We start from the raw sequence: 17,642 nt of genomic DNA, 5'->3' as shown, positions 1-17,642 counted from the left end.
ATATTTTTAATTTAGTTTAAAAATATACATATTGCATGAGTTTTTAACTTTTGGAACGAAATTTCTTAAAATAAAACCTAAAATTCCCCATCTATTTTTATACATATCAAACATTACACCTTTTTTAATAAATTTAAGCCTGTCATCAAATTCTAAAATTTCATCTTCGCTATCAATTCCAAATTTAAACTTTGCATTTTTTATAAATTTCATGGCATCATGGCGGCTTTGAGGGAAATTTGCAGCAAATTTATTTAAAAAATCAGCCATTAAAACACCCTGAAATCTATCAAGTAAATTTTTAAAAAACTCTTTTAATTTAGGCTTTTCAAAATACATTGTAACGCCTTCTAATACAAAGATAAATTTAGCATTTTTATGCTTACTAACAAGCTCATCCATCCAAGAAGTTTCAAACATTGATGATGTTATATAAAAATTATTTTTAGCTTTTTTTACCAGTTTTTCACGCAAATTTATAACATCACACAAGTCAAGGTCGTAAAAAATAGCGTTTGAAATTTTACTTTCAAGTCTTAAAGGGCGCGTATCAAGCCCAGCTCCAACTTGAATGATGACTAAATCACAATTTTTATTTTCATTTGCTATTTTTAAAATTTCATCATCAAAAAATTTAGCTCTAATTACTGTTCCAACACGGCTCAATTTACTTTTATCGAATTTAGAAAAATCATAGTCTAGGTGTTTAACAATTTCACCTGAAAACTCATCTTTTAAAATAGGCTTTTTAACTAAATTTTCAAGACTTCTAAAATATAAATTTATAAGTAAAGTCTCACTAACCCCATCGCTAAATTTTATCTTTTCCATATTTTTTCCTTTTTATAAAAATCAATATCATTATTATAACTTATATTTATTAAATTTTTTAGGAATTTTTATATAAAATTTCAGCTTTTAATTAATATTTTTAAAAGGATAAAAATTGGTTTTTAATGATTTTGTGTGGCTAAATAAAGAAATTTTGAATTAATATATAAATCATGAATTTAATATGCATATATCAGTTTCAAAGCCTGATAAAATGATTTTTTTATCAAGGTATAATCCAAAGCAAAATTAGTAATTAAATTTTTAACTACTTTTTCTTTTAAAAAACTGCATTGCAAATATAAAAGAGACTATGCCTATTAAAAACATAGGTATTAAGTACTCCAAACTATCGATAAAACTTATATCTTTTAAAAATATACTCCTTAAAAATAGCAAGTAATATTTTAAAGTTACTAAATTTGTAAAAGGCTCAAGCCAATTTGGCATATTTTCAACAGGAGTTGCAAAACCTGATAATAAAAATGAAGGTAGTAAAAATACAAAAGTATAAAGTATGGCTTGTTGTTGTGTTTTTGATATTGATGAGACAAAAAGACCAATACCGCAAACGCTAAATAAAAATACTATCACTCCAAGATACAAAAGCCATAAATCTCCAACTAATGGTATATGAAAACCAAAAAATGCAATTAAAAGTATAATAGTGGCATTAAAAATACTTATAATTATCGCAGGGATAAGTTTTCCAAGCATTATTTGAAATGCTGAAAGAGGAGATACTAAAATTTGATCAAAAGTACCAAGTTCTCTTTCTCTTGCTATTGACATAGCAGTTAGCGCAAAAGCTGATACTAGGCTAACTGAGCCAAAAACACTTGGTAAAATCCACCAATAATTATTTAAATTTGGATTATATAAATTTCTAATTTCAAGGCTATTGTTTTCATTTGTCATTGATAGGATATAGCTTTCTGCTATTTGAGCTGAATTTGAGCGGCGTCCATCAGATATTACCTGTATATTATTATCTTTAATTCCAAAATTTGGTGGAAAAACAACTATGGAGATAGCTTTTTTTAGTTCTAATAGTTTATTTGCTTCTTCATAACTTTTCACCATATAGATATTTCTAATATATCTTGAGCCTTCAAATTTATATAAGATTTCTTTTGTTTGTTTGCTATTGCTTTGATTAAAAATAGCTAAGTCTATATTTTTAATGTCTAAATTTATTGAAAAAGAAAAAATTAAAAGCTGAATTAGTGGAGCTAAAAAAACAATAATTGAGTTTTGTTTATCTTTAATTATGGATAAAAACTCTTTTTTAATAAGTGCAAGAATTCTCAATCTAAGCTCCTTTTTAGTTTAAAATTTACAAGTATAAAAAATAATATCCCAACAATAATCATCCCGATAATATCAAATATAAATATCTTATATACATCTCCTACTAAAAATATTGTTTGAAGTGAGCTAACAAAATATCTTGCATGAATTAAATATGAAAAATACTGAAGCAATTCAGGCATATTGTTTATCTCAAAAATAGCTCCTGAAATTAAAAAAGCAGGTAAAAAACCAGCTATTATGGCAGCTTGAGCGGATACAAATTGACTTTTGGTTAAAGATGAAATAAAAAGACCCATAGTCAAAGATGGAAAAAGATATATAATACTCATTATTATAAGTATCAAAATACTACCCCTAAAAGGAACATCATACCAAAAAAATGCGACTAAAAAGCACATTAACATGGAGCCTAAAGCTAAAAATAGATATGGAATAAGTTTTGCAATTATTATTTCATTCATACTAATTGGTGTTGCTAAAAGAGCCTCCATCGTACCTCTTTCCCACTCTCTTGTTATTACTAAAGCGGTTAAAAGCGTGCTTATTAATGTCATTATAACTGCAATTGAACCTGGTATTATAAAATATCTACTTGAAATTTCTGAGTTAAATCTCATTTGAGTTTGCAAGTTTATAGGATTTATTTTTTCTAGTTTACTTGTTATTTTATTTTGAATTTCCCAATTTTTTATGATTTGGCTTGAGTATTTTGCTATAAGTCCTGCTGTATTTGGTTCACTGCCATCTAATAAGAGTTGAATTTTGTGTGTTTTATAAAAATCATCTTCTATTATTAAAAGTGCTTTTATATCATTTTTTTTAATTCTTTGTATGAATTCTTCTTTATTACTTCCAGCTTCGGTATTAAAAAATTTTGAAGCCATAAAATTTGATATTAAATCATTTGTGAGATTTGAATGAGAAACTATACCAAATTTAATATTTTTTGAATCAAGCGAAACAGCATACCCCATTAAAAAAAGCAAAATTAATGGTAAGATAAAAGCAATTAAAATAGAACTTGGATCTCTAAAAACTTGTAAAGTTTCTTTATAGGCAATTGCTTTAATATTTTTAATCTTCATAATCTTTTACAAGCTTTATAAAAGCTTCCTCCATTGTTGCATTGTTTTTAATATCACTTTTTATTTTACTAGGTGAGCCTGTTTTTATATCTTTGCCTTTATAAATTATCATTATTTTATCGCAAAGCTCGGCTTCATCCATTAAATGAGTTGTTACCATAACACTTACTCCATTTTTTGAAAGAGTATTTATATGAGTCCAAAACTCACGCCTTGTTACACTATCAACTCCACTAGTAGGCTCATCTAAGAATAATACCGATGGTTCATGCATTATCGCACAAGCTAAACTAAGGCGTTGTTTTATACCAAGAGGAAGTTCTAAAACAGTTGATTTAAGGTATTTTTTAAACTCAAAAGTTTCTATCATTTGCTCAATTTTTTCTTTTCTTTGCTTTCCTTTTAAGCCATAAATTCCCGCAAAAAAATCTAAATTATCAGTTAGATTTAAATTTTGATAAAGAGAAAATTTTTGTGCCATGTAGCCTATTTTTTGTTTAGTTTCTTGAGCTTTTTCATATAAATCTTGACCTAAAACTAATGCTTTTCCACTAGTTGGTTTTAAAAGCCCACAAAGCATTTTAAAAGTAGTTGATTTACCAGCTCCATTTGGCCCCAAAAGCCCAAAAATTTCTCCACTATTTACACTAAAATTTATATTATTTGTAGCTGTAAAATCACCAAATTTCTTAGTTAGATTTATGGCTTGTATAACTGGCTTATCGCTTTTAAAAATATCTGTTTTTAAAGATGAAATTTTTATATTTTTTGGGTTTAATAGATCTAAAAAAAGATCTTCAAAACTTGGTTCTATAGTTTTAGCATTTTTTGGAATTTCAAATTTAGCATTTTTTCTAATACTAAATTTTATATCATCCCCTAAAATAGAAGCATCCAATATATTTGGGTTTGATTTTAGAGTATCAAGATATGTTTTTTTGTCATCAATATTTATTAAAAATACTCTATTTTTAAGTATTTTTTTAGCGTTTTGTGGATTTTCATGAAGTAAAATTTCACCTTCGTTTAGCATTATGACTTCATCGCATAAATTTGCCTCATCTTGGTATGATGTTGCCCAAATTACAGTAATACCATCTTTTTGGAGTTCTTTTGTCATATTCCAAAGCTCTTTTCTAGCTATCGGATCAACTCCAACTCCTGGCTCATCTAATAAAAGAAGTTTTGGCTTTCTTATTAGAGCACAAGAAAGTGCAAGCTTTTGTTTCATTCCGCCACTTAAATTTTTAGCAAATCTATTTTTAAATGGAGCTAGTTTTGTAAATTCTAAAAGTTCATTTATTCTATCATTTTGGTTTTGAATATCTTGCAAAGTAGCATAAAGCTTTAGGTTTTCATAGCAGCTTAGCTCTTCGTATAGTCCAAAATTTTGAGGCATATATCCAATGCTTGATAAAAATTCTTGACTCGAGTTTGGCATTTTAAAGCCAAGTACTTCAAGGTTTCCAGAAGTTGGTTTCATAAGACCAACAAGAAGTCTTAAAAGTGTTGTTTTTCCAGCTCCATCAGATCCTACCAAGCCTGTTATGAGACCACTTTTTGCTTCAAAGCTTATATTGTTAATTGCAATTGTATTTTTAAATTTCTTTTCTAAATTAACAGCTTTTATCATTTTAGTTTTATGTGTACTGGCATTCCCTGTTTTAGCTTATCATCACTTTTATCAATATCTACTTTAAATCTATAGACCAAATCGGCTCTTAGTTTTATAGTTTGAACATTTTTTGGTGTAAATTCAGCAATATTTGAAATAAAGCTAATATGACCTGTATATGGCTCATCTTTAATATCTGAATATACTAAAACTTTATCTCCAATTTTAATTTTTCCCATGTATGGCTCATCTATATAGGCTCTAACAAAAAAATTATCTTTTTTCGATATTTCAAAAACGGGTTCGCCTGGGTTTGCAATTTCACCAATTTCTTTAAATTTAGTCTGTATAACACCATCAATTGGTGAAGTCAATGAGTAGTTTTGCATATCTAGTTTAATTTTTTCGGCATTTATTTTAAGTGAGTTTATAAGTTCAATTTGAGATGCAATATCTTCTTTTTCATAGCCATTTTTTAACTTTTCATATTCTGCCTTTGCGAGGTCAAAATTTGCTTCAAGACTTTCTAGGTTTGATTTAGCTTTTGTATAGGCATCTTCTGATGTTGCTTTTAGTTTTATGAGTTTTGCTTGTCTATTAAAACTTATCCTTGCTTCATTTAAACTTGCTTTTGAAATATCTAAATTTGCCTTTGCTTTAGCTATATCTTCTTGTCTAAAACCTTTTTCAAGCTTGGAAAGTTTTATTTCATTTAATGAAATTTGAGATTTTAGCTCATCTAGTTTATTTAAAAGATAGCTTTTATCAAGTTCTGCAAGCTTATCTCCAGCCTTAACTAAATTCCCTTCATCTTTATAAATTTCTGAAATTTCACCTAAAAATCTAAATGAAAGTGTTGAGGTTTGCGAGTCAATATTTCCATAAAAGACAAGCTCATTGTTTTTAAGCAAATTTTGTTTTTGAAAAAAGAAATATCCAATAATGATAAAACCAATAATAAGTAAAATAGTAACAGCTTTTTTCATATTATAAACCTAACATTAAGATGTGGTAATAATACCATAAAATCGCTAACTATTAAATTTAATTTATGATATATTTTTTAAAGAGCTAAAACTATGCTTTTTAAAATTTATATTTGCAAAATTGGTATTTATTAAAAATTTTAAACATTTTTTAAAAAGCTTAATGTGGTAAAAAGAGCCACAATTAAAGTAACTCTTTTTTAATTATTTTAAAGTTGGAGTTTATAAACTCTCTTTTATCTCGATAGTTTTTATCTTATCACCAACTCTTATGCTATCAAGTACTTTTAAACTCTCTTCATCAATGGCTTTTCCAAAAACTGTATGCACACCATCAAGATGAGGTTGAGCCAAGTGGCAGACAAAAAACTGACTTCCGCCAGTATCGCGTCCAGCATGAGCCATAGAAAGAGTTCCTCTTTCGTGTTTGTGAGTTTGGTTATCGCATTCGCACTTGATCCTATATCCTGGACCTCCAGTTCCGGTGCCAAAAGGACAACCACCCTGAATAACAAAATTTGGTATAACTCTGTGAAAATTTAGCCCATCATAAAAGCCACTTTTTGCTAAGCTTGCAAAATTCATTACAGTTTGTGGTGTTTCATCTGGATAAAGTTCACATTTAATATCGCCTTTTTCAGTTTTAATCAGAGCAAATTTATATTTTGCTAACTCATCTTTATCTATATCAAAAACTTTTAATTTTTCCATTTTTATCCTTTATTTTATTACGCTATATTTGTATAAACCTCTTGTACATCGTCATCTTCTTCGAGTTTGTCTATCAAAACTTCTATCTCTTCAAGTTCATCGTCGCTAAATTCTTGTTTATTGTTTGCAATATATTTTAAGCTTCCGTTTATTATTTCAAGACCAAGTTTTTCTATACCATTGTTTAGCTCTCCAAAGCTTTCATATTCACCATAAATTATTAAAGTTGTCTCGCCACCATCTTCTTCATCTTCGTTTACAATCATCTCAGTCATTCCATAATCAATTAAATCAAGCTCAACGCTTTCTAAATCTCTTTTTGGCATTTTTACTTCAAAAACTGATTTTCTTGAAAACATATATGATAAACTGCCATTTGGTAAAAACTCTCCACCATTTTTTCCAAAAATAGATTTTATGTTTGCAACTGTTCTTGTTGTGTTTTCAGTAGCACACTCTACTATTATAAGACATCCATGTGGTCCTTTGCCATCATAATGGATAGTTTGGATATTAGGACTATCTTTTTCACTAGCTCTTTTTATAGCTGCATCAATATTGTTTTTAGGCATATTTTGTGCTTTTGCAGCAGCGATTGCGGTTCTTAACTTTGGATTCATATCAGGATCTGGTCCGCCTTCTTTTGCAGCTATTGTTATAGATCTCCCAAGTTTTGGAAAAATTCTACTCATTTTACCCCATCTTGCTTCTTTTGCGGCTCTTCTATACTCAAACGCTCTTCCCATAAATAAATCCTTTTTAAAATTTAAAGGTATAATTATACCATACAAAAACTTAAAATTTCGTTGATTTTAGCATATAAAAATATTAAAAAACAATTTAATAACAAGCATTATAATTGCTTAATTAAAATCTTATTTAAAAAAAAGGATATTTCTATGAAAAATTTTGAGGTAAAAAATATAAAGTGCCAAAACTGTGCAAATACTATTAAAAATTATTTTGAAGATGAGTTTGGCAAGGTTGATGTGGATGTTGAAAAAGGCATAGTTTCATTAGATTTAGATGATGAAAAAATAAAATATTTTTGCGATGAGATGAAGGATTTAGGTTTTGAGGTGCTTAAGGAGATAAAATAATGTCTCAAATTTTTAAACTAAATATCATGGGAATGACTTGTGTAAACTGCTCAAACGCAGTTGAAAAAGTTACTAAAAAAATACCTGGTGTTAAAAATGCTAATGTAAGTTTTACAGCAAACTCAGGCGAATTTGAGATAGAAAATGACGATGTTAAAAACAAAATAATACAAAAGATAGAAAAATTAGGCTATGAAATAGCAACAAATTATGAAGAACTTGCTTTAAAAAAGCAAAATGCATTAAAACGTATGAAAAATACTCTTTTATTATCAATTTTTCTAACTATTATTGTTATGATTTTACATATGGGATTAAAACATAGTTTTTTAAACTCATTAATGCAGTTTATTTTAACAACAGTAGTTGTATTTTACTGCGGAAGACATTTTTTTATACATGCTTTTGGAGCTTTAAAAAATAGAAATTTTGACATGAATGTTTTAGTTTCTTTGGGCGTTTTTTCAGCATATTTTTACTCAACTTTTGCGTTTTTATTTCCAAGTTTAATACCAAGCAAGCTTAATTATGTTTATTTTGAATCAGCTGCAATGATCATAACTTTCATTAGTTTAGGTAAATTTTTAGAAGAAAACTCAAAAGCAAAAGCAGATGATTATATAAAATCACTTTTAAATTTAACACCAAAAATGGCAATTTTGTTAAAAGAAGATGGCACAACTGATGAAGTCTTAGCTACAACTTTAAATATAGGCGATGTGGTACTAGTAAAAAATGGAATGACAATTCCAAGAGATGGGGTTATAGTAGATGGCGGTGCAGAGATTGATACATCTATTTTAACAGGGGAGAGTTTGCCAATTTATAAAAAAGTAGGTGATAGCGTAAATGCTGGGTCTTTAAATACAAATGGTGTAATAAGCATTAAAATAACTACACAAAATCACGAAACCTTGCTTTTTCGAATGACAAAACTATTAAGTGAAGCAAGTGCAAAGAAAATGCCTATTTCAAGGTTTGCTGATAGAATAGCAAATATTTTTGTTCCTATTGTTATTTTAATATCATTAGTTACTTTTTTAGTTTGGTTTTTACTTGGAAATTTAGGATATGCAGTAGTTTGTGCAATTTCTGTTTTAGTTATCTCATGTCCATGTGCTTTAGGACTTGCAACACCAATAGCCATAGTTTGTGCTATTTCTTCTCTTGCAAAAAAAGGAGTTTTAGTAAAAAATCCAGAGGTTTTGGAAATTTTAAAAGATACTAAAAATGTTATTTTTGATAAAACAGGGACTTTAACCTATGGAAAAATTGAAGTTTTTAAAACAAATTTAAGTGATGATTTACTTAGTAAAGTTGCTTCTTTAGAAGCTTTGAGCGAACATTTAATAGCAAAAGCAATAGTTAATTTTGCTAAAGATCAAAATATAAAATTTGAAAAATTTAATAAAGAGTTTGAAAATTTAGTTGGCAAAGGTTTAAAAACTGATGATTTGATAGTTGGCAATGAAACTTTGCTTTTAGAAAATGGAGTAGAGTTTAATAAAAATGACTTTAAAGAATTTTTAGATGATGGATTTGGTGTTATTTTGGTAGCTTTTAATAAAAAATATGAAGGCTATATCATTTTAAGTGATAAAATTAAAACTGAATCAAAAGAAACTATAAATAATTTAAATAATTCTTTAATTAATACATTAATGCTAACAGGAGATAATAAAAAAGTTGCAAATTTTATCGCTTCAAATTTAGATATAAAAGAAGTTTTTAGTGACATTTTGCCTGAACAAAAATTTGAAATTGTAAAAAAACAAAAAGAAAAAGGAATTACAGTTTTTGTTGGAGATGGTGTAAATGATGCACTTTCGCTAAAAGAGGCAGATTGTGGTATTGCCATGAATAGTGGAAGTGATATAGCTAAAAGTTCTGGCGATATTTTACTTATAAATAATGATTTAAATGGAATTTTGAAACTTATTAAAGCATCAAACAGGTCTATGAATATAATAAAACAAAACCTTTTTTGGGCATTTTTTTACAATGCTTTATGTATTCCTCTTGCAGCTGGGGTTTTTGCTAGTTTTGGACTATTGCTAAGTCCAGTTTATGCTGCACTTGCTATGAGTTTTAGCTCAGTTAGTGTTGTGTTAAATTCTCTTAGATTAAAGCTTTGGTAAAAACCAAAGCTTTAATTTTTAACCAAAAACTCTATAAATATCATCTACTAAGAAATACTTTTTATCAATTGTTCCTTTATAATGAATCTTAAAAGTCTCATCATAAGCTTTTGTAAAGAAATTTTCTTTGCTTAGTTCTACGATTGCGTTATTTACTGCATTCAAAAGAGATGAATTACCTTTTTTTATACCGCAAGCTATATAGTCAGGATGTCCAACAGCTTTATTTGTTATAGTAAATGTATTATCTATAACAGCTATGTTTGCTAGTGAAAATACTGTGTGAAAATATCCATCACCTTCATTGTTTTTAAGTTTTGTTAAGCAATCATATAGGTTTTCACAGCTAACTACTTCAATGTTTTTAAATTTAGTTTTGTTGTCTTTTAAAAACTCATCTGAGGTAGTTCCTGGAATAACTAAAAGTTTTTTACCATTGAAGCTTGAAAGTTTATTTAAATGTGAATTGCTTGGGGCTAAAATTCCCATAAAGTCTAGTAAGTAGGGGAATGAAAAATCAACTGCTTTTTTTCTTTCATCTGTCATTGTAAAGTTTGCTACCATTAAGTCGATTTGATCATTTTTAAGCATTGGAATTCTATCTTTTGCTTCAACTCCGACTAATACAACTTTGCCTTTATTGTCTAATATTTTATTTCCTATGGCTTTTGCAAGTTCAACTTCAAAACCAGTAAATTCACCATCTTTTATTTGGCTAAATGGTGGAAAATCAGTTCTAACGCCTATTTTTATCTCATTTGAAGATTTGATTTCTTCTAGATTTCTTGCGAATAAAGCACAAAAACCAAACAAAATAATAAAAAATATTCTCTTCATAAAAACATCCTTTCTAAAAAAATCTAAAACAAAGTATATGGCAAAAATGGTTAATGTTAGGTAAATTTAATAAAATTAATTAAATGGTTATAATATATAAAATTTATAAATATTTCTCTATTTTTAAAAGATTTGTCTTTATGCTAATTCCACCCGTATATCCACCAATTCCACTATTTGATACAACTCTATGACAAGGAATTATAATAGGAATTTTATTTTTAGAGTTTGCATTTCCAACTGCACGATAAGCTTTTGGGTGATTTATAGACTTAGCAATTTCTTTGTATGTTCTAACTTGACCATAAGGGATTTTTAAAAGTGCATTATATACATTTTTTTCAAACTCAGTTCCAATTATATTTAACTTAACGCTAAAACTTTTAAGCTCTCCTTTAAAATATCTGCTTAACTCATCTATACAAAGTTTTAAATTCTCATCATTTGTTGATAAATTTTTATAAAAATTAACAAATTTTATTTCACTTATTCCATTGTTATCACCATAAATTTCTAAATTTATAAAACCAGCTCTAAAATATACTTTTTGCACTTTTATCCTTAAAAATTTATTTATAACTATATTATATTAAATTTGCTACAATTACAAGAAAATATGGAAAATTAATTTTTAAAAAGGATAAATATGGATTTTTTAACCAAATATAAAAAACACGCCGATGAGAGAAGTGTTCTCGGTGTTCCACCACTTGCTTTAAATGTAGAAGAGATAAAAGATTTAATTAATTCTTTAAAAAATGGTGATAAAAATCAAGATAAATTAATACAAATTTTAAAAAATAGAGTAAATCCTGGTGTTGATGAAGCGGCTAAGATAAAAGCTGAATTTTTAAATGAAATTATAAATCATGATTTAAAAATTAATGGAATTACAAAATTTGATGCAATTAATATACTTGAGACCATGCTTGGTGGATATAATGTTGTTGTTTTAATAAAATGTTTAAAATCTAATGATGAAGAGATAGCAAAAGCTGCAGCTAAAGCATTAGGAAATACCATATTTTTACATGATTATTTTAATGATATTATGGATTTGGCAAAGCATGGCAATGTATTTGCCAAAAGCGTAATTGAGTCTTATGCAAATGCTAAATGGTTTTTAAAAAAATCTGAAATTCCTAAAAAAATTGAAGCTATTGTTTTTAAAGTTCCTGGTGAGACAAATACAGATGATTTAAGTCCAGCAAGTGAAGCTTTTACAAGAAGTGATATCCCGCTTCATGCAAATGCAATGCTTGTAAGAAGACTTCCTGGAAGTATTGAAAAAATAAATGAATTAAAAAAAATTGGTAAAGATATCGCCTATGTTGGAGATGTTGTAGGAACTGGAAGTAGTAGAAAAAGTGGTATAAACTCTCTTCAATGGCATATTGGAAAAGATATTAATGCAGTGCCTAATAAAAAAACAGGTGGAATTATTATTGGTTCAACAATAGCTCCAATTTTTTATAATACTGCCCAAGACAGTGGTGCAATGCCAATAGTAACTGATGTAACTAGCTTAGATACAGGTGATGAGATAGAAATTTATCCATACGATGGGGAGATAAAAAAAGATGGAAAAGTTGTCGCTAAATTTAGCTTAAGTCCAAATACTATTTTTGATGAGGTTAGAGCAGGTGGAAGAATACCACTGATTATTTATAAGGGACTTTGTGAAAAATCACGTGAGTTTTTAAATATGCCAAAAGAAGATATTTTTATAAAGCCTATACAACCAAAATCAAATAAATTTGGTCAAACTTTGGCTCAAAAAATATTAGCAAAAGCCTGTAATTTAGAAAGTGTTGTTCCTGGAATGTATATAGAGCCGACCACTCTAACAGTTGGAAGTCAGGATACTACAGGACCTATGACAAAAGATGAGATAAAAGAACTTGCGAGTTTAGGTTTTGGAGCTGATTTTGTACTTCAAAGTTTTTGTCATACAGCAGCCTATCCAAAACCAAGCGATACCATAACTCATAAAACTTTACCTAAATTTATGAGTAGTCGTGGCGGAGTGGCTTTAAAACCAGGCGATGGAGTAATTCATTCATGGCTTAATAGAATGGTTTTACCAGATAGTGTTGGCACAGGAGCTGACTCACACACAAGATTTCCAATTGGAATTAGCTTTCCAGCAGGAAGTGGACTTGTGGCATTTGCAGCAGTTACTGGAAAAATGCCTTTAAATGTTCCAAAATCAGTTTTAGTTAGGTTTAAAGGAAAATTAAAAGATGGTATTACTCTAAGAGATTTAGTAAATGTAATTCCATACGCAGCTATAAAAAAAGGACTTCTAACGGTAGATAAAAAGAATAAGAAAAATATTTTCGCTGGAAAAATTATAGAAATAGAAGGACTTGAAAACTTAAAAGTCGAACAAGCTTTTGAATTAAGTGATGCAAGTGCTGAAAGGAGTGCAGCAGCTTGTGTTGTAAATTTGGATATTGAGCCAGTTAAAGAATATATAAAGTCAAATATAAGCTTAATAGATGCGATGATAGAAGCTGGTTATGAAAGTAAAGCCACACTTTTAAGAAGAAAAGAAAAAATGCTTAAATGGCTTGAAAATCCTACTCTTTTAAGGGCTGATAAAGACGCTTCGTATGATGAAATTTTAGAGATTAATTTAGATGAAGTAAATGAACCAATTTTAGCTTGTCCAAATGATCCTGATGATGTAGCTACAATAAGTGAAATTTTAGCCGATAAAAATAGAGTCCATAATATAGATGAGGTTTTTGTAGGAAGTTGTATGACTAATATCGGTCATTACAGAGCCTTGGGAGAAATTTTAAAAGGCGAGGGTCAAATTCCAACTAGACTTTGGATCGTTCCACCAACAAAAATGGATGAAAAAACACTAAAAGAAGAGGGATATTACTCACTTTATGCAGCAGCAGGAGCTAGAACTGAAATTCCAGGATGTAGTCTTTGTATGGGAAACCAAGCAAGAGTTAAAGATGGCGCGATAGTTTTTTCAACTTCTACTAGAAATTTTGATAATAGAATGGGAATGGGAGCAAAAGTATATCTTGGAAGTGCTGAGTTAGCCGCGGTTTGTGCAATCCTTGGAAGAATACCAAGCGTGGAAGAGTATATGAAAATTGTACCAAAAAAACTTGCAGGAAAAGAAAAATCAATTTATAGATATTTAAATTTTAACGAAGAAGAAAATTTTAAATTTTAAAGTAACTTTTTACCTAAATTTAGCTAAATTTAGGTAAAATTATATATCTTAAATTTGGAGTTTTTATGAAAAAAATTTTAATATTTGCTATTTTTTGCATTTTTTCTTATGCAAATATTTGCGATGAGATCAAAAAAAACCCAAACGATTTTTTCTCAAATAGTTCAAATAAAGATTTTTTTTTAAAAGATGAAAATTGCTTTTATATGGCTAAATCTTTAGAGCCATTAAGAGAAGTAAGTGCCAAAATTAGAGGGCTTGATATTGATTGTGATGGAAGTGAAGCTATAAATTTTTGGCAAAATTTTCAATTTGTTATTTATAAAGCTTTATTTACACCTGAAATTTATAAAACTACTTTAAAAGATGCAAATTCAAGCGATTTAGAAGTAAATAAAAATAGAGAATATTTTCAAATTTGGGCTTTGCAAAGTTTTGATAATTACGAAAAATTTAATCTTTTTAACTCCATTTATCAAGTAGCTGTTCCAATGCTTGTGGATTATTATAAAGATGATTTAGGTTATGATGAAGGAAGTGCGATATTTTATGCCTCACGTGTGGCTAATGAGTATTTAAAAGCAGCTGTTGGAAGTTTTAAAAGCTATCAAATTGATACGCTAAATAAATCTTTGTTAAATACAAAATTTGATATAAATTTATTAATTAATCATCTCTACACATATAAGCCAACCGAAATAGAACTTACAAATGCATTAAAAACTTCTATTTTACTTAATAAAGATAAAGAATTTATACAAACTTTAATAAATTGGGGTGCAAATTTAAATTTTGGACATGAAAATACTCTTTTTTACGCATTAAAAAACTATGATATTTTAAAATTTTTACTTAAAAACGGCGCTATGATAAATTATAAAAATAGTTTTGGAAAAACACCAATTTTTTATGCTTGTGAATTAAATGATGAAAGGCTAGTTGCTTTTTTAATTCAAAATGGTGCAGATGTAAATTCAAAAATCATCTCAAACTATGAAAAAACAGCACTTAGTTCAAGTGGAACTTTACCATTTAGCCTTTGTGCTTTAAATCACACTTCAAAAAGCGTTTTAATGCACGCTGCAAAATATTCAAATTTAAACATTATAAAGCTTTTAATCCAAAATGGTGCAAATATAGATGAAGTCGATGATATGGGGTATAATGCAGCTGATTTTGCACTGCAAAATAACGACTTAGAAGTTTTAAGATATTTAGAGGGCTTAGGGCTTAAAAGACATAACTTTTTAGGAGAATATTATGAATAAAAATATATTAATAACAGGCGCTACATCTGGGTTTGGTGAGGCTACTGCTTTGCTTTTTGCAAAAAATGGCTATAACACTATTTTACTTGCAAGAAGGAAAGAAAGACTTGATAGTTTAAAGGATAGTATTGTCAAATTTGGTGTAAAAGCTCACACCATTTGCGCTGATGTTAGGGATAAAAAAGCTATTTTTGAAAGCATTGAAAACTTGCCAAAAGAGTTTAAAAACATTGAAATTTTGGTAAATAATGCAGGTTTGGCTCTGGGGCAGGATAAATTTGGTGATGCAAAAATGGATGATTTAGAAACTATGGTTGATACAAACATAAAAGGTGTTTTATATGTTACAAAGGCGGTTTTACCACTCATGAATAAGGGTGGATATATTTTCAACATTGGCTCTGTTGCTGGAAACTGGAGCTATCAAGGCTCAAATGTTTATGGTGGCACAAAGGCATTTATCAAGCAATTTAGTCTTAATTTAAGAAATGACATAAGAGGAAGCGGCATAAGAGTGACAAACATCGAACCTGGACTTTGTAAGACTGAGTTTAGCCTTGTTAGGTTCAAAGGAGATAAAGAAAAAGCCGATAAAGTCTATGAAAATACCGAGTTTATAACAGCTGAAAATATCGCCCAGATTATCTATAGTTGTGCAATTTTGCCAAAAAATGTCAATATCAACTCTCTTGAAGTTATGGCGACAACCCAAACTTGGGCTGGATTTTTCCACGAAAGAGTTAATTAGTGGGATTTTGCAAGCATTTAGGTGAGTGTGGAAGTTGTACTTTAAACTTGCCTTATGATGAGCAAATTTCATATAAAAAAGAGTTTATAAAAGAGCTTTTTAGTCAAATTTACAGCGGCGATTTTGAGTTTTTTATATCGCCAAAAACAGGCTATAGGATAAGAGCTGAGTTTGGGCTATATCATGAAAAAAACGACCTTTTTTACACGATGAATGGCACAAAACAAAGGCACTTAAAAGTAGATGAGTGCCTAAAAGTTGATAGCAAAATAGCGAGTTTAATGCCATCTCTTTTAAATGAGTTAAAAAATAGCGATAAACTGAAATTTAAAGTTTTTGGAGCTGAGTTTGTCGTAACTAAAAATGATATTTTAGTGATTTTGTTATATCATAGAAACATTTTAGAGATTCAAAATGAGTTATCAAATTTAAGCCAAATTTTGGGTGTTAATTTGATAGCAAGAAGTAGGGGCAAAAAGCTTGTTTTTGGAAGTGAAAATTTGCATGAAAGCTTGCTTATAAATGGTCGTGAGTTTAAATACACTTTTGAAAGTGGTGCTTTTATCCAACCAAATAAAAGTGTAAATGAACAGATGATAAGCTGGGTTTTAAAAAACATTGATAAGCCAAAAGATCTCTTAGAGATGTATTGTGGATATGGCAATTTTACAATACCTTTAAGCTTCAAATTTAGAGCCGTCTTGGCAAATGAAATAAGCAAAAATGCCATAAAAAACGCACTTAAAAACTGCGAGTTAAATGGCGTTTCAAATATTGAGTTTTTGCGAATGGATAGCAATGACTTGATGAGTGCGTTTAATGGAGCAAGTTTTAATAGGCTTAAAGATATAAATTTAAGCGGTTTTGATATCAGCCATATTTTGGTTGATCCACCTCGCGCCGGGCTTAGCAAAGAAGTTATAAAATTTATAAAAAACTATGAAAATATCATCTATGTTTCTTGCAATCCCCTAACTTTAAAAGAAAATTTAGATGAAATTTGCAAAACTCATAAAGTTGTCAAATTTGCATTATTTGACCAGTTCCCACATACAAAACATGTGGAGACGGTAGCTCTGTTGTCCAAACTAAATACAGAACATCATTTAGATATAGAAATAGGGGAAGATGAATTATCTGAAATTGACTTTTCAAAAGACGCAACTTATGGAGAAATTAAAAAGTATGTGTTAGATAAATACGGACTAAAAGTTTCAAGCCTATATATTGCACAAATAAAAAGGAAACATGGTCTAATAGAGAGAGAAAATTATAATTTTAGTAAGAAAGAAAATCAAAGAGTGCCAAATTGCCCAGAAGAAAAAGAAAAAGCAATCGAAGATGCTTTAGAGCATTTTGGAATGATTTAAATAATATCTAAGATTGAAAATTTTAAAATTAAGACTTAAAAACTTTAAGATTAAAAAGATATGTACTTCTTATATAACCTAAGAAGATTAATTGAAAATCAGGGGAACGATGATGGTAAAATAAAAAATTTTAACAACTAAAGAAGAATTAGGCATTATTGCCAAAGAGGTTTTTATGAAGTTAAAAATACTGAAAAAGACTTGTTAGAATTGAAAATTTTAGATCATTGTGCAGGGTTTCGTGTCATAATAGTGATAGAGGCAAATAGTTATGTAAATATAAAGAGTTCAAGACTTCTACCAAAGTTTAAAACTCAAAAAATAAATAGTTGGTGTGCTGCTTAGAGTAACCATTTTGATAATGTGGATGCGAAACAAAAAGAGATAATCAGACTTCGTAAAAAATTGAAACAGGTTGAAATGGAGAATGATATTTTAAA

14 protein-coding genes and 1 pseudogene are annotated in these 17,642 nt (G+C 28.7%); 6 read left to right on the top strand and 9 right to left on the bottom strand.

Going from position 1 to position 17,642, the window contains the following annotated elements; genetic code table 11:
* Window positions 1-6: 6 nt before the first annotated feature.
* The 7 genes from O6B72_RS01090 to O6B72_RS01060 form a co-directional block, all read right to left on the bottom strand.
* On the bottom strand, window positions 7-831 hold the full coding sequence (locus O6B72_RS01090) for a class I SAM-dependent methyltransferase (protein ID WP_258298420.1): 825 nt from the start codon (window positions 829-831) through the stop codon (window positions 7-9).
* 264 nt (window positions 832-1,095) lie between these two features.
* On the bottom strand, window positions 1,096-2,142 hold the full coding sequence (locus O6B72_RS01085) for an ABC transporter permease (protein WP_269491970.1): 1,047 nt from the start codon (window positions 2,140-2,142) through the stop codon (window positions 1,096-1,098).
* Window positions 2,139-3,230: an ABC transporter permease gene (locus O6B72_RS01080; protein WP_269491969.1), complete on the bottom strand. Its 1,092-nt coding sequence runs from the start codon at window positions 3,228-3,230 to the stop codon at window positions 2,139-2,141. The genes O6B72_RS01085 and O6B72_RS01080 overlap by 4 nt, the downstream gene beginning before the upstream one ends.
* Window positions 3,220-4,863, bottom strand: a complete 1,644-nt coding sequence (locus tag O6B72_RS01075) for an ATP-binding cassette domain-containing protein (protein ID WP_269491968.1) — start codon at window positions 4,861-4,863, stop codon at window positions 3,220-3,222. The genes O6B72_RS01080 and O6B72_RS01075 overlap by 11 nt, the downstream gene beginning before the upstream one ends.
* Window positions 4,860-5,831 (bottom strand): HlyD family efflux transporter periplasmic adaptor subunit, encoded by a 972-nt coding sequence (locus tag O6B72_RS01070; RefSeq protein ID WP_269491967.1) that lies wholly within the window; start codon window positions 5,829-5,831, stop codon window positions 4,860-4,862. The genes O6B72_RS01075 and O6B72_RS01070 overlap by 4 nt, the downstream gene beginning before the upstream one ends.
* A 222-nt stretch (window positions 5,832-6,053) precedes the next feature.
* On the bottom strand, window positions 6,054-6,542 hold the full coding sequence (locus O6B72_RS01065; RefSeq protein ID WP_269491966.1) for a peptidylprolyl isomerase: 489 nt from the start codon (window positions 6,540-6,542) through the stop codon (window positions 6,054-6,056).
* Window positions 6,543-6,559: 17 nt separating this feature from the next.
* Window positions 6,560-7,288: a YebC/PmpR family DNA-binding transcriptional regulator gene (locus tag O6B72_RS01060; RefSeq protein ID WP_018713154.1), complete on the bottom strand. Its 729-nt coding sequence runs from the start codon at window positions 7,286-7,288 to the stop codon at window positions 6,560-6,562.
* 153 nt (window positions 7,289-7,441) lie between these two features.
* Between O6B72_RS01060 and O6B72_RS01055 the strand changes: the two genes are divergently transcribed.
* Together O6B72_RS01055 and O6B72_RS01050 are read left to right on the top strand one after the other, a co-directional pair.
* Window positions 7,442-7,642: a heavy-metal-associated domain-containing protein gene (locus tag O6B72_RS01055; RefSeq protein WP_244078823.1), complete on the top strand. Its 201-nt coding sequence runs from the start codon at window positions 7,442-7,444 to the stop codon at window positions 7,640-7,642.
* Window positions 7,642-9,780: a heavy metal translocating P-type ATPase gene (locus O6B72_RS01050; protein ID WP_016647075.1), complete on the top strand. Its 2,139-nt coding sequence runs from the start codon at window positions 7,642-7,644 to the stop codon at window positions 9,778-9,780. Before O6B72_RS01055 ends, O6B72_RS01050 begins: the two co-directional genes overlap by 1 nt.
* An 18-nt stretch (window positions 9,781-9,798) precedes the next feature.
* Here the strand turns inward: O6B72_RS01050 and O6B72_RS01045 are convergent, their stop codons facing one another.
* Both O6B72_RS01045 and O6B72_RS01040 read right to left on the bottom strand, forming a co-directional pair.
* On the bottom strand, window positions 9,799-10,617 hold the full coding sequence (locus O6B72_RS01045; RefSeq protein ID WP_269491964.1) for a transporter substrate-binding domain-containing protein: 819 nt from the start codon (window positions 10,615-10,617) through the stop codon (window positions 9,799-9,801).
* A 103-nt stretch (window positions 10,618-10,720) separates the two neighbouring features.
* Window positions 10,721-11,170: a methylated-DNA--[protein]-cysteine S-methyltransferase gene (locus O6B72_RS01040; protein WP_016647073.1), complete on the bottom strand. Its 450-nt coding sequence runs from the start codon at window positions 11,168-11,170 to the stop codon at window positions 10,721-10,723.
* Window positions 11,171-11,263: 93 nt separating this feature from the next.
* On the opposite strand from O6B72_RS01040, the gene O6B72_RS01035 reads away from it, so the two are divergent.
* From O6B72_RS01035 to trmA, 4 genes and pseudogenes are all read left to right on the top strand, one after another.
* A complete protein-coding gene (locus O6B72_RS01035) occupies window positions 11,264-13,816 on the top strand; it encodes a bifunctional aconitate hydratase 2/2-methylisocitrate dehydratase (RefSeq protein ID WP_269491963.1) in 2,553 nt (850 codons plus the stop codon).
* Window positions 13,817-13,881: 65 nt separating this feature from the next.
* The gene (locus O6B72_RS01030) at window positions 13,882-15,084 is read left to right on the top strand and encodes an ankyrin repeat domain-containing protein (protein WP_269491962.1); all 1,203 of its coding nucleotides are present in this window, start codon (window positions 13,882-13,884) and stop codon (window positions 15,082-15,084) included.
* Window positions 15,077-15,832, top strand: a complete 756-nt coding sequence (locus O6B72_RS01025) for an SDR family NAD(P)-dependent oxidoreductase (RefSeq protein ID WP_269487454.1) — start codon at window positions 15,077-15,079, stop codon at window positions 15,830-15,832. Before O6B72_RS01030 ends, O6B72_RS01025 begins: the two co-directional genes overlap by 8 nt.
* Window positions 15,832-16,920 (top strand): annotated as a pseudogene (gene trmA, locus O6B72_RS01020) (tRNA (uridine(54)-C5)-methyltransferase TrmA); the annotation flags it as partial. The gene O6B72_RS01025 and the pseudogene trmA, both read left to right, overlap by 1 nt.
* Window positions 16,921-17,642: the final 722 nt, after the last annotated feature.

The sequence above is a fragment of the Campylobacter ureolyticus genome (genome assembly GCF_027277485.1).
Taxonomy (GTDB): domain Bacteria; phylum Campylobacterota; class Campylobacteria; order Campylobacterales; family Campylobacteraceae; genus Campylobacter_B; species Campylobacter_B ureolyticus_B.
This window is presented reverse-complemented; position numbering and strand designations above follow the sequence as displayed.